The sequence below is a fragment of the Dickeya ananatis genome (assembly GCF_019464615.1).
GTDB classification, from domain to species: domain Bacteria; phylum Pseudomonadota; class Gammaproteobacteria; order Enterobacterales; family Enterobacteriaceae; genus Dickeya; species Dickeya oryzae.
In genome coordinates, this window is record NZ_CP040816.1 from 1603050 (window position 1) to 1616619 (window position 13570).

Annotated in this window: 10 protein-coding genes and 1 pseudogene; 5 read left to right on the forward strand and 6 right to left on the reverse strand. The window is 48.0% G+C overall.

Features of this window, described 5'->3' with window-relative positions; all coding sequences use genetic code 11:
- Position 1: 1 nt before the first annotated feature.
- Together FGI04_RS06960 and FGI04_RS06965 are read left to right on the forward strand one after the other, a co-directional pair.
- Positions 2-1462 (forward strand): glycoside hydrolase family 1 protein, encoded by a 1461-nt coding sequence (locus tag FGI04_RS06960; protein ID WP_407336489.1) that lies wholly within the window; start codon positions 2-4, stop codon positions 1460-1462.
- A 24-nt stretch (positions 1463-1486) separates the two neighbouring features.
- Positions 1487-2320 carry a PRD domain-containing protein gene (locus FGI04_RS06965; RefSeq protein ID WP_407336490.1) on the forward strand — a complete coding sequence of 278 codons (834 nt, stop codon included), beginning with the start codon at positions 1487-1489 and terminating at the stop codon, positions 2318-2320.
- Between the two features lie 465 nt (positions 2321-2785).
- Here the strand turns inward: FGI04_RS06965 and FGI04_RS06970 are convergent, their stop codons facing one another.
- Positions 2786-3100 (reverse strand): PTS sugar transporter subunit IIB, encoded by a 315-nt coding sequence (locus FGI04_RS06970; protein ID WP_342701003.1) that lies wholly within the window; start codon positions 3098-3100, stop codon positions 2786-2788.
- 581 nt (positions 3101-3681) lie between these two features.
- Between FGI04_RS06970 and FGI04_RS06975 the strand changes: the two are divergent.
- Both FGI04_RS06975 and FGI04_RS06980 read left to right on the forward strand, forming a co-directional pair.
- Positions 3682-3837, forward strand: a pseudogene (locus FGI04_RS06975) (helix-turn-helix domain-containing protein); the annotation flags it as partial.
- Positions 3834-4874 carry a LacI family DNA-binding transcriptional regulator gene (locus tag FGI04_RS06980; protein WP_342701002.1) on the forward strand — a complete coding sequence of 347 codons (1041 nt, stop codon included), beginning with the start codon at positions 3834-3836 and terminating at the stop codon, positions 4872-4874. The pseudogene FGI04_RS06975 and the gene FGI04_RS06980, both read left to right, overlap by 4 nt.
- 25 nt (positions 4875-4899) lie before the next feature.
- On the opposite strand, the gene FGI04_RS06985 is transcribed toward FGI04_RS06980, so the two are convergent.
- From FGI04_RS06985 to bglB, 3 genes are read right to left on the reverse strand one after another with little or no spacing between them, the layout of a single operon-like run.
- The gene (locus tag FGI04_RS06985) at positions 4900-6246 is read right to left on the reverse strand and encodes an MFS transporter (protein WP_342701001.1); all 1347 of its coding nucleotides are present in this window, start codon (positions 6244-6246) and stop codon (positions 4900-4902) included.
- Between the two features lie 36 nt (positions 6247-6282).
- Positions 6283-8769 carry a hypothetical protein gene (locus FGI04_RS06990; protein ID WP_407336491.1) on the reverse strand — a complete coding sequence of 829 codons (2487 nt, stop codon included), beginning with the start codon at positions 8767-8769 and terminating at the stop codon, positions 6283-6285.
- 36 nt (positions 8770-8805) lie between these two features.
- Complete coding sequence (gene bglB, locus FGI04_RS06995) at positions 8806-9882, reverse strand: beta-galactosidase BglB (protein ID WP_342700999.1); 1077 nt, start codon at positions 9880-9882, stop codon at positions 8806-8808.
- A 585-nt stretch (positions 9883-10467) separates the two neighbouring features.
- Between bglB and FGI04_RS07000 the strand changes: the two genes are divergently transcribed.
- Positions 10468-11091, forward strand: a complete 624-nt coding sequence (locus FGI04_RS07000; protein WP_407273375.1) for a glutathione S-transferase family protein — start codon at positions 10468-10470, stop codon at positions 11089-11091.
- A gap of 157 nt (positions 11092-11248) precedes the next feature.
- Here FGI04_RS07000 and FGI04_RS07005 read toward each other — a convergent pair whose 3' ends face one another.
- Both FGI04_RS07005 and FGI04_RS07010 read right to left on the reverse strand, forming a co-directional pair.
- Positions 11249-12280 carry a methionine synthase gene (locus tag FGI04_RS07005; RefSeq protein WP_407273376.1) on the reverse strand — a complete coding sequence of 344 codons (1032 nt, stop codon included), beginning with the start codon at positions 12278-12280 and terminating at the stop codon, positions 11249-11251.
- 27 nt (positions 12281-12307) lie between these two features.
- Complete coding sequence (locus FGI04_RS07010; protein WP_342700996.1) at positions 12308-13285, reverse strand: DUF1852 domain-containing protein; 978 nt, start codon at positions 13283-13285, stop codon at positions 12308-12310.
- Positions 13286-13570 lie beyond the last annotated feature (285 nt).

The window sequence follows — 13570 nt, forward strand, 5'->3', positions numbered from 1 at the left end:
TATGTCGAAACCTATTCTTCCCGAGAATTTTTTATGGGGTGCAGCCATTGCAGCAAATCAGGCAGAGGGCGCATGGAACGTTGACGGCAAAGGGCCTTCCGTTGCAGATGCTGTCGCCTATAAGGCACATTTGAGCACAAGCGATTATGCTGGCCATATGGCCGTATCTGATGAGAACGTTAGTGATGCGCTTAAGGGTGAGAATGATAAAAATTATCCTAAACGCAGAGGCATAGATTTTTATCATCGTTACAAAGAAGACTTAGCCCTTTTTGCAGAAATGGGTATAAAAGTCCTGCGAGTATCAATCGCCTGGTCAAGAATCTTCCCCACAGGTGAAGATGAGCAACCGAATGAACGTGGTTTACAGTTTTATGAAAATATGTTCACTGAAATGCGCAGACTTGGCATTGAACCACTAGTTACGCTATCACACTATGAAATGCCATTAGCATTGAGTGAGAAATATAATGGCTGGGTCCACCGAAATGTTGTTGATGCGTTTGTGCGTTATTCAAATGTGTGCTTTGACCGTTACAAGAATCTGGTACGTTACTGGTTAACATTCAATGAAATTGATAGCATTCATCGACATCCTTTTACGACTGCAGGTGTTCGCGAAGAAAAAAGTTTACCAGGAGAGAGTACGCAGGATATTTATCAGGCGTTGCATCATCAGTTTGTTGCTTCGGCGTTAGCGACAAGAGACTGTCACGAAAAGATACCAGGTAGCCAGGTAGGGTGCATGCTTACCAAGTTAACCACTTACCCGCTGACCTGTCATCCTGATGACGTGGAAGCCACTCTGAAAAAAAATCTAGAAAACTATTTCTATTCAGATGTTCAGATTAAAGGTGAATACCCACCATTAATTAGGCGGGACCTGGAACTACGGAAAATCAAGATAAAAATGCAGCCGGATGATTTGGAAACGTTACGTCACTATACTGTAGACTTCCTTTCATTCAGTTATTATATGTCCATCACGGAGTCTGTTCAGTCCGATGCAGAGCGCACTGCCGGAAACACTATCATGGGTGTGAAAAACCCACATCTACCCGCTTCTGAATGGGGATGGCAAATAGATCCGGTTGGGCTTAAAATATCGCTACTGGAGCTTTACGACCGATATCAAATACCCTTATTCATTGTTGAAAATGGATTTGGTGCAAAAGATACAGTGGTTGATGGGAAAATTCATGACGATTACCGCATTAATTATTTTCGTGCACATTTCGAGCAGATGATTGAAGCAGTCAGAGAAGGCGTTGATTTGATGGGATATACCAGTTGGGGCACAATTGATATTATCAGTGCTGGAACGTCGCAAATGACCAAACGCTATGGTTTTATTTATGTAGATCAAGATGACGAGGGGAACGGTTCGTTGAATCGGTTACGCAAGGACTCCTTCTATTGGTATCGAAAGGTCATAGCGACTAACGGGACTGATTTAAGTTAATCATTTGCTACCGCGGGAATTGAGATGAAAGTTAAAAAGTCCTTAAATAACAGTATGCTGCTTGCTGAGAATGACGGAAAAGAGATTATACTCTTTGGCAAAGGTATAGGTTTTAACACCAAACCGGGCACAATGATCGACTTACATAGTGTAGAACAGGTCTTTATACCTTTGAATACGCTTAAGTCGCGGCATTATCTGTCACTAACGGACACAATTCCCGCGGATTTTTTTGAAATCACACACGAAATAGTTAAACTGGCTCAAGCACATTACAACGAAAAGCTTAATTCAGTTTTGTTATTTACCTTGGCGGAACACTTACATTTTGCTGTCGAGCGCTGCAAGACAAATGCGAACATCGCGAACAAACTCACTTGGGAAATAAAGCGTTACTACCAGAAGGAATATAGTATTGGCGAGTTAGCAAGAGATTTGGTATCAGCTAAGTTTGCAGTGAATCTTCCTGATGATGAGGCTGTACACATTGCTTTTCATATTATCAATGCAAGTTCTCAATGTGATGAGACTAATGCACATAAGCAAGTGGAATTAGTGAATAGAATTGCTGAAATTGTTCGCTATAAACTCAATAAAAATATTGATATTAATTCAATCCACTATGCCAGGTTTATTACGCATTTAAGATATTTCGCTGAAAGAGTATTAAATGACAGCCTTGCAATAGAAGAAACTGATGACTTCTATAATGAATTAATTCGCTTCCATCCAAAAGCGATGGTGGTTGCTGAGGCAATTCGTGACTATATAAAAATCCATTACGCCATTGCTATTCCTAACGATGAACTTACCTGGCTAGGCATACATATCAGTAAACTCAGTAAATATTCAACTTAGTATTACCAACTGAATTTTATTTTGGAAAGAGGAGTGAAGTAAGGGATTAATATCGTGGATGTTAGAATTATTATTCTTTTCACTCTGAAACTGACCGGCTCCCCGTTGATCAATATACCGTGATGTTAGTCTTGCCTTGCGAACTTCCGCTCCTCGCCCATAGCAGTCCGATGATGACACAATGTTTGGTTTCGTACCAAAACGCGCACAGCGAACTTCATACTGTGTTAATCAGGGAGAGCAGGACAAAGGTCGCCTGTTGGAAGCCACAATCCTTGCGGCACTTGAAATCTACGTGTTTCGATAATTCGAACCGTTCAATTTTCGAGTGCTTACGAACAACTCATTATCCGTGAGAGGATAACTTCCGCTTCACGGTTTATTAATTAATAGGGTAGACCATCATGTTATGCTCAAACTCCATGCATGAGAGAGGTGGCCGCACAAGAGGTACGGCCGTCAGCGTCAGGCTGCTAGTTCAGGCATCTGCTCCATCACGAACTTTAAAACTTTCTCCGCGTCCAGTGATGCATAGAGCAGACTTTCAATAATTGCAATTGAACGAGAGTCTCCGACAATCTCTCTAATCTCTGCAAGTTTGTACTGAATGTGCGGCGCAATGAGAAAACCGTCGAAAACGGGAGCTACGCTGGTGAAATTATCCAGACCCACAGCACTAATGATTAGATGGTAGCCCTTCCTTTCTGCCAGTAACTGCATCTTTTTGGCGAGAGAGTTTGCGGTATTCCCGAACAAACAACATATCAGAAGCTTTTTCATGGTATTTCCTCCTGAGATCTATTCACAGAATATTACTCGCTAAGGTAATAAAATGAGCGCTACTTCTTATTTGCATGACAAATCAATAGCAGAGTTGACTGTACCATCCTGGGAAGATGAACCTGCCGTTATAGTTGAACCGCCACTGAGCATCCACACATTTCGAGTCGCAGCTCTTGTGTAGCGATTCGTCTGGGTAGCGCCACACCACCTGCATTTGCAGTGAAAAGCATAAGCTCACGAATGCGTTGCAACTGGCCAGTGTTCTGTTGCCAGTAGCAACAAGGTATGAGGTCGGTGTAGTGTTTTTAAATGATTAATCACGCGGAAGGACATTCGAAGCATGCTGAATACAGCCAGCAGTTTGTCTGCATGCCCTGAGTATTCGTAGGCGAACGTGGAGCACCTACTGGCTCGAAAGAAAAGCGGCGATCATCGCATGATTCTCGCTCAACATTCGTAACCACTAAGCGCATACCCTGAATCACTTCAACGTGTAATTCTCAGGGTGCGAATGACTATACGGATAACCTCAGCTCCTGGCCGCTGACAGGCCTGAACGACTGTATCGGGAACGATAGCGTAGGGTATCTGCGCGGATTAAATTAAGCGAAACGGAGAGGCTGGCGACCGAAATTGCCTGTTTATGCGGTTTTGCTAACAGCAACTATTTCACCACACTGTATAAAAAGGTCTTTGGGATTACGCTGAGCGGAGGCAGAAAGGATGGGATATGAGTAAACCAGGTAATCGGGAAGAGCGAGAGGCGGGATATCGCCGGGTACGACTGGAGGATATTGCCACCCGTTGCCGAACTTCGCTCAGTACGGTGTCACGAGCGCTGTCAGGTGAAAAAGGGGTTAGTCACGAACTGCGCACGCGGATTCAGGAGGTGGCGCGTGCTATGCGTTATACCCCTGCTCAGGAGCTGTACGGCGCGCGAATCGTTCTGGCTATTTCGCAGGTAGCGATGCTGGATTATAACCGCTACCAGTTTAGCTGGTACGTGTTGCAAGGATTAAAGGAGCGAGCGAAGGTGCTGGGCGTTGATCTGATTACCCATCCGCTCAACGATAATAACAATGGTGTTTTGCAGGCGCTGCTGGAAGAGCCTGACGTGGGTGGGGTATTGGCGCTGACGGTGGATGACGGCGTCTTTCTGAATACGTTGGTGAACCTGAAAAAACCGGCGGTCTTAGTGAATACGGAAGATCCGTTGATGCGGTTGTCCAGCGTGCTTCCCTGTAATCGTTCGGCAACGCGCATGGCTTGCGAATATCTGCTGGAGCGCGGGCATCGCGACGTTCTGTTTTTAACCCATCCCGGCCGACGGACGATTGAACAACGGGAGGACGGCTGGCGTGAAGCGATGCGCTGTCGTCAACTGGTGTGCGACAACTCGCGCGTCTTGACGGTAAGCGACTGGTTGCCAGAGCTGGCGGAGCAGGCGGTGATTGCGCGCTTGAGCGATAATCCGGGCGAGTGTACAGCGATACTGTGTGCCAATGATTCGTTGGCGCTCGGCGCGATTAATGGCATACGGGCCTTGGGACTACGCGTGCCGGAAGATATTTCGGTGATCGGTATGAATAACCTGCCGCAGGCCGATTTTGCGACACCACCATTAACCACCGTTCATCTTCCAGTACAGGAAATTGGCACCCTGGCGCTAGAGCTGTTGCAGGATATGATTGCAGGTAGTGTTGAGACGCCAAGGCGTATTGAGCTGGCGTGCTCCATTGTGGAACGTCAATCGGTGGCCCGCATCGAGTGATGCGGGCCACCGGAAAGAAAGCAGGTTAATCAAAATTAGCACGTTCCATTTTCGGCACGAGCAGGAGATACATAACCGCCCATGCCAGTAGGTAAGCGACGGAGCTGATGGCGAAAAGAGCCCAGTAGTTACCTGATGCATCGAGAACGGCACCAATTACGGTAGAGAAGATGACGCTGCCGATCATCCCAAACGTGCTGCCAATTCCTACGACTGAGCCGACGGCAGCGCTTGGGAACAGGTCGGATACTGAGGTCAGAATGTTGGCGGACCAGCCCTGGTGAGCCGCTGCGGCCAAACCAACCAGCGCCACTGCAGCCCACAGATTTTCAACCTGAGTGGCGGCGAAAATCGGTAAAACAAGGCAGGCGCAGATAAGCATCGTGATTTTGCGCGCGCTGGCGGTACTGAAGCCTTTGCTCATCAGCTTACCGGGTAACCAGCCAGCCCCCAGGCTGCCAACGATGGCGAAGAGATAAATCACGATAAGCGGCAGGCCTAAGCCTTTCATGTCGATACCGCGTGATTCATGCAGCCATTTCGGTAGCCAGAACAGGAAGAACCACCAAATTGGGTCGGTCAACATTTTACCTAATGCCACGGCCCACAGTTGTCGATAACCCAACAGACGCGACCATTTAATGGCGGAAACATTCACGATCTCTTCTTTATCCTGGGCAATCCAGGCCTGTTCTTCCGCACTGGTTTTCGCCTTCACCGGACCAAAGGCGAGGAACCAGGGGATCAGCCACAGAAAGCCAACCGCACCCAGAATTAAGAACGCGCCTTGCCAGCCATAATGTATCGCGATGAGTGGAATCAGTGCCGGAGAGATCACCACGCCGATATTCACCGCAACCCCAAGAATGCCGGTCGCCAGTGTGCGCTCCTTTTTGGGATGCCACTCGGCAATCACTTTCATTGCAGCCGGGAAGTTAGCCGATTCTCCAAGCCCGAGCAGTACACGTACCACCGCAAAACCGATGACTGAACCGGCGACAGCATGCAGCATTGCCGCGGTGCTCCAAACGACCATCGCCACGGCATAACTAATTTTGGTCCCCAGTTTGTCGATAATTCGCCCACATACCAGCGTGCCGACACCGTAAGCCACGGTAAAAGCATTGACCAGCCAACTGTATTCCATCTCCGTCCAGCCGATATCTTTTTGCAGCATCGGTGCCAGCAGGCCGAGAATTTGACGGTCCATATAGTTAACTGTCGTAGCAAATACCAGCATGGAACACACTACCCAGCGATAGTTGCGTTGCGGTTTAGCCCCTTCGAGTGCGGAATTGTGCAGACTGCTCGGATTAACATGACCAGAGGTACGCCCTGAAGGTGCTGACTGTTTGTCGATTTGTGTATCCATTATTATTTTCCTTGCCCGGTCTGTGTCGGGTGTTGGCTACAGAGGAAGTTCACAGCTACTGCCAATGACGCTCCACTGCTGAGGGTCAAGAGTGCGGCCTTCGGCGTTCACTCGCCCGTCAGCCAGGAAACACACTGTGCCGTACAGCGGATCGTTCACTGCTATGCTGCCGTCGCCGTGTTGAGTCATTGCCAGGGAGCTAAAGCGCGTGCTAAAGGTGTCCAGACTGCTATCGACACGGTCGTTGATGCGCACCAGCCAACAGGTTTGCTGCCCGTTAAGGCGAATTTCACAGTCTCGGGTTGGGCCTGTATTCACCATTTCAAACGCCTGGTTTCCCATCAGCAGCGCCATTCCGTCACCGCTGCGTACGGCTGCGTACTGGTTGTTGATAGCGACCTCATCAAACTGGCTTTGCGGCAGCCACGCGTGGGTAAAGGACGGTTGGTCCTCGTGCAAATTAAAAATCAGCACGGCCAATCCTCGATATTGCTGAACGCGGGGGAGCGTGCCGCATCCACCCCAGTAGGAGGGGCGACCGAAGCCACCGTGCAGGGTCTCTCCCGGATGATTGATCCAGATCTGCGCTTCGGGTTGGCTGCCAAGGCGTAAATGGAAAGGTGTCTCCTGATAGCCCCATTCACCCCAGCGGTAGCCCGCTATTGACCCCATTGCCGCATGGTGGTTTTTGTAGTGATACAGTCGGGCAATTCGGTTAGCACCTTGTGCAAAACACCACTCGGTAGCGCTCTCTTTTTGTTGCCAGGCGGCAACGTCAGCGAGCTCACTCGGAGGATTGAGCAGGCCATCACGCAGCAGAAGTGCTAATTGCGGCAGTGCATGGAAGCGACAGCCGTAGTTGCCTTTTCCCCAGAGCAAACGCGAAATGGCCGCAAGTTCCAGAGAGCGTCCGGCGCGTAGGGTATGTTCGTACGAACGTCCCTGCGAGGCGGTCAGAAAGCCTTGATGGGCTGAACGGGCAATCTGCGTGAGCAGGCGCTCTATTGCCGCAATCGCTCGTTTGCTTATCTGCGCGTCGCCTGACAGCGCCGCGAGTGCGGTTAATCCTTTCAGATCGATGGGGAAATAGGGCGCAGAGTTCCATTCGGCCATTTCGCATTGTTCAAAATGGTCCAGCCAGTTGATGACGCGCGCTTTACCTGCCGCCGCCTGCTCACGTCCGCTACGTCCGGAGCGAGTGAAAATAGCCTCTGGGAAGAGATTGCCCGCCAGTAGCGCAGCAGTGTGGAACAACAGTGCGTGATTTTCAGAGAAGTACCATTGGACATCGTTGCCAGGCTCATCCATCCAGTATCGGAAACGCAGAATGGCGTCATCAATACGCCCGCGTACTACCGGGTCGATCTCATCGCCCCACACTGTGCGGCACCACAACAGCGGAACAAGGGTAAAGTCTGCGCAATCATGACAGTCGAGTACGGACGGCAAAACACCATCAAGCATCTGCTGGGTTTGCTCATCGTTAAGGCCGCAGGCCAGACGCGCCAGAGCTTTGACGCTGCTGTATTCACCTTCATGAGCGACCACGCTTAGCGCTTCAGCAATCCGCGCTTCCTGTGTTTGTGGGATATCCTTCTGCCGGTCGGCGTGGCAGATTTCAACCCCCAGGGTACGGCTAATTCGGAACCCTTCGCGTTGCAGTGTTATGTGGAAATTGCGGAAGTCCGCCGGGATCTCTTCGCTTTCAGCAATGGCTACCAGCGACTCACCGGCGGTCAGTTGGGTGTGAAATGCTACGGGTTTATCGAGTGAGATAAAATCGCCCAGGACGTTGACGTGTAACCTATAGTCCGTCGAGGAAGGCTGCGGGAATGCCAGGCGAATGGTGCCACGGTTATACACTGGATGCTCAAAGGAAACGCCGTCCAACAGCTGTTCCATCTCTTTGACTTGTATGTCAGACAGGGGTGTTTCCAGCGCAATGTGTAGCGGCTCGCCAGCAAGGTAGTCGAGTTCGAAAAAGAAACGAATATCACGTTCGGCTAAATCATCGAACCAGATCTCAAGCTCGTTTTTTCCGGCATGCAGTGACAGGCTGAATTCACGCTGGCTTTCCAGATTGCGCTGGTAATCAGCCATCCAGAGTACTTCTTCACCATTGAGCTTTAGCACCGTGCCGCCACAGGTTGTCAGGCGAAAACGATATTCACCCGCCTGCGGGCAATCGAGCAGCGTTCTGGCCCAGGCCCCAACGCGGGTTGGACGGAACCAAAAGCCGGACAGATCGACTCTGTCTGAGGCAAAAGGGAACCACCAACGAGAATAGTTTGCGCTTGCAAACGGTTGTGGCTTTTTCTCGGAAAAGTGCTGGCGAAAAATATCACGGCACGGGTAAGTATGCGGAATGAAGTTCTTATGTTTGCTTAAAAAGAAAAACGGATCCATTTCGCCAGCCATCGGTAAATCCACCGTGTCATAGCGTAAACTTGAAATATCGGATAGCTGCCAGTAACGCACAGCATTACCTGCCGTTAAATTAAAATTACTATATTCAATAGCCATTATTTTTCTCCAAAAGAGAACGGTTCAGTTTTATTTTTAATTAACGAAATGCAAACCTTCACTCAGGCATAATATTGCCAGTGACTGTCCATACCCAGTAGGTTGTAATGGAATGTCTTTATAAAATTGCAGTGTTCGCCCCATGCGAGTGCCATAAGAAACGTTATGCACAGTCCCCTTGGCATCAATATTATCCTGAACAATTGCCAGCGCTTTTAAACCCGCCTGTTGCCACCGTTCATCGCCAATTCCCATGCGTACGCCTTTTAATAAGCCATAGCCAAAACCTGCGGTGGCGGAAATTTCGGTATAGGAGTCAGGATGGTCGAGCAAGGTGTGCCATGCGCCGTTATCTGCCTGTAAGTCAATCAGCGTATCGACCTGCTTTTTCAGACACTCGATCAGGTACTCGCGCACGCCCGTGTCCACATCGGCAAGGTCCAGTAACTCGAGGATGCCAACAGTAATCCACGCATTGCCACGCGCCCAACGTGCATTGGCAAAGTTGCTGTTCTCGACAAAGCTCCAGCCGTGGTACCACAAACCGGTTTGGGGATCATTGAGATAGCGTGCATGCAGCAAGAACTGACGCACCGCTTCATCAACCAGTTCTTTGCGCCCGGATACCGTACCGTAGTGCGCCAGGAACAGCACGACCATGAACAGCGTATCGTCCCAGAGCTCCATCTCATTAATGCCGTCGGAAACCACATGCTGGAAGCCCTGTTCTGGTGTACGCGGGAGTTCGGTCATCACGCGGGTTGCCCAGTTATCCAACACCTGCTGATAATGGGGCTGCCGGTGATGAGACCAGAAAAGCGATAAGGGAAGCATCGGTGCGGTGGTATTCACGTTCAGGCCCGGCAGCCCTTTTTCAATATTTTTCTGAAACCAGTTATCGATAATTTGATAAAGGTCATTCGATTTATTATTCTCCCATAAACGCACCAGTCCAAATAGCCCAACGCCCTGTGGCCATTCCCAACTGGCAAATGAAATATAATCTCCGATGCTACCGTCAAGATTGGGTTCATTAAATCGCCCGTTGTCTTTTAATTCAGTGAATCCACTTAAAAGTAAGTCGATATTTTTATTCAGAATGCGTTTTTCCATTTTTATTCCCAGTCAGAGCGTGATGATTATTTCAATAATGATTAAATCACTATGTATTTAATGTGCGCAATACGAAAAAATTTTTCGTTCATATTTTGTGAGCTTTGGCAATATTTAATTCGACCTCGTTTTTTTATTTTTTTCATCGTAATAACTGGAATTATTGATAAAACAAGAGGTTGCTGGAACGGTGTTTCATTTTTAGGGGTGGAATTGCGAAAATTTTTTGCGCAGTTATCAAAAGCTGTTATTGATGATGTCGTTGTCCACGATGAGCGTGACGGTTTTTGCCCAACGCGACGGTATGATGCTTTCAGGTGGTTGAGCAGCCTCCCACTGTCGGCTATAAACCTGAAGGGGCCTGCCAGGGGGGGATGACGCGTGCTCAGGCTCTTGCCAAACCGGTTTTTGATGTCAGCGTAAAGGGATTGATTTGAGAGGCGTCACACAATCTGCACTTGCAGTGAAAAGCATAAGCTCACGAATGCGCTGCAACCATGTCAATTTGCTGCTGCCAGTAGCAACAAGACATGAGGTTGGTGTAGTGTTTTTAAACGATTAATCACGCGGAAGGATATTCGAAGTATGCTGAAAATACTGGGCAAAACGACGTCAATAAATGTGCGTAAAGTACTCTGGACCTGCGAAGAAGTAGGGCTGGATTACGTTCAGGAAGATTACGGTAGCGGATTTGCCTCGACGCAAACCGATGCATTTCGCGCCATGAACCCGAACGAGATGGTGCCCGTGTTGATTGACGATGAGTTCGTGCTGTGGGAATCGAATTCGATTTGTCGCTATCTGGCGCGTAAAGCCGGGCGCGATGACTTACTCCCCAATGAGCCAAAGGCCTGTGCTAACGTCGAGCACTGGATGGATTGGCAGGCGACCGAATTTAATAACGCCTGGCGTTATGTCTTCCCCGCTCTGGCGCGTAAGAACCCAGCCTATAACGATCAGAATGCGATTGCCGAAGGCATTAACGCGTGGAACCACTGTATTGGTATTCTGGAACAACAACTCCAGCGCACCGGTGCATGGGCGGCTGGTGAGACGTTTACGCTGGCGGATGTGGTGCTTGGGTTGTCGGTGAATCGCTGGAAAATGACACCGTTTGCCCATCCCGACGTACCTGCCATTGACGCATGGTTTATGCGCTTGAATCAGCGGCCGGCATTTTTGCGTCATGGCAATAATGGTATGGTCTAAAAAAACGGGCTGACGGCATTATATAAATTCGCTGCTTTTTATCCGTCATCACGTAATGATCAATATGACTCAGTCCGGTTGGTGGTTTGGCTTATCTGGCGATTGAGCTGAGCGCCAGACACGGACTGAGTTTTTAATGATCGACAATCCAGCGGTGTTATTTAGCCAGGATCTCTCTGCGGACGATATCTGCGCCTGCGCTTAATGCATTGAGCTTGCCTATGGCGACCCGACGAGATAAGGGAGCCATACCACAGTTGGTAGAAGGATAGAGCTTATCGGCATCCACAAACTGAAGTGCTTTTCGTAGCGTATCGGCGACGTCCTCTGGTGTTTCAATGGTATTGGTTGCCACATCAATGGCACCTACCATGACTTTTTTACCGCGAATCAGTTCCAGCAGATCCATGGGAACACGCGAGTTATGGCATTCCAGTGAGATGATATCGATATTCGATGTTTGCAGTTTGGGAAACGCTTCTTCATATTGCCGCCATTCTGACCCTAGCGTTTTTTTCCAGTCAGTATTGGCCTTGATGCCATAGCCATAGCAAATATGTACAGCCGTTTCGCATTTCAGCCCTTCAATGGCTTTTTCTAACGCGGCGATCCCCCAGTCATTCACCTCTTCAAAGAAAACATTAAATGCCGGCTCATCAAACTGGATAATATCGACACCCGCAGCCTCTAATTCTTTCGCTTCCTGATTGAGTATTTTTGCAAATTCCCAGGCGAGCTTTTCGCGGCTTTTGTAGTGGCTATCATAGAGTGTATCAATCATCGTCATCGGCCCCGGCAACGCCCATTTAATGGGTTGCCTGGTGAGTTGACGTAAGAATTTGGCATCTTCAACAAAAACGGGTTTTTGACGCGCCACCGCACCGACAACTGTCGGTACGCTCGCGTCATAACGATTACGAATTTTAACGACTTCACGTTTCTCAAAATCCACACCGCTCAGGTGCTCAATAAACGTGGTGACAAAGTGTTGGCGTGTTTGTTCGCCATCGCTGACAATATCAATACCCGCACGCAGTTGATCAAACAGCGACAAACTCAGGGCATCTTTTTTCCCCTCAATCAACTCTTCATTCTGTAATTTCCAGGGGGACCACAGTTTCTCAGGCTCAGCGAGCCAGGAGGGCTTGGGTAAACTGCCCGCAGTCGAAGTGGGTAGCAATGTTTTCATAGCAGGTGACCTTATATTTTTGGTGAATTAACGCGCGTAATGGGCAGACCATTGTTCAAGAATATGTTTGTACGGCTTGATGAAGTGCTCTTCAGCAAATTTCCCTTGCTTAATCGCTAACTGGCTGCGCTCTTCCCGATCATAAACAATCTTGGTTAATGAATGGTCCTGATTATTCAGGTCGGGTTGATAGTATTGCCCTGCGGCAGAGTTAGCATTGTAAATCTCAGGTCGGTAAATTTTTTGGAAAGTCTCCATCGTGCTGATGGTACTGATAAGCTCAAGATCAGTATAATCACTCAGTAAGTCACCAGAAAAATAAAAAGCCAAAGGCGCAACACTATGTTGCGGCATAAAATAGCGAACCTGTAACCCCATTTTTTCGAAATACTGTTCGGTTAAAGAAGAACCATTTGGCTGGTATTCGATACCCAACACAGGATGCTGGTTTCCAGTGCGATGATAGATATCTTTACTGGAAACACTTAAACATATTACAGGTGATTTTTTAAAATTATCTTTGTATTCCTGTGAGTTGACGAAATGCTTAAATATATTCCCATGCAAATCGCCGAAGTTATCTGGAATGCTAAATTCGGGCTGGTTATTATTGTGCTCTAACAGCAACACACTAAAATCATAATCTCGCACATAAGACGAGAAGTTATTGCCTACAATACCTTCAATCCGTTGGTTTGTTTTTTTATCAATAATGTTTGTTTTCAATATTTCAATGGCCGGGAAGGTGCCGTCATTATTGGCAATATGCAGATCAACAGAAATGATTTCAAGCTCAACAGAATAACGGTCACCTTTGGGGTTATCCCAATACGCTAATGTATTGAAGCGATTATCAATCATCACCAATGTGTTGCGTAAGTTCTCCTGGCGGTTCGCTCCCCTGGCCAAATTCGCAAAGTTGGTGGTGATGCGCGTGTTTTCGGAAGGGTTATAGTTCTCATCGAAGCAACTGCTCTTAATCGTAAATGTAAAATTTTTAGTCATCGCGTTCTTTTATCCTGCTGCCTGATATGAAAACTTGGTTAATTTGTTGATCTTAAATGACTTTATTTTATCACTTGGTGATCTTCATGTTACCAATAAGTAAGGTTTAGCATATTTTATGCCAGAGTTAATGGGTGAGTGAAAGAGACTTAATTTCATGACAACATGAGCCATATTCATGGTCAGGCATATGGTCAGGTCAGGGAGGGGGCAGGTGGCCCAGCCCCACATATTCACCATAGGAATCCATATGTTACTGAGCTGGCTTATGCCAATGCTAAAAGA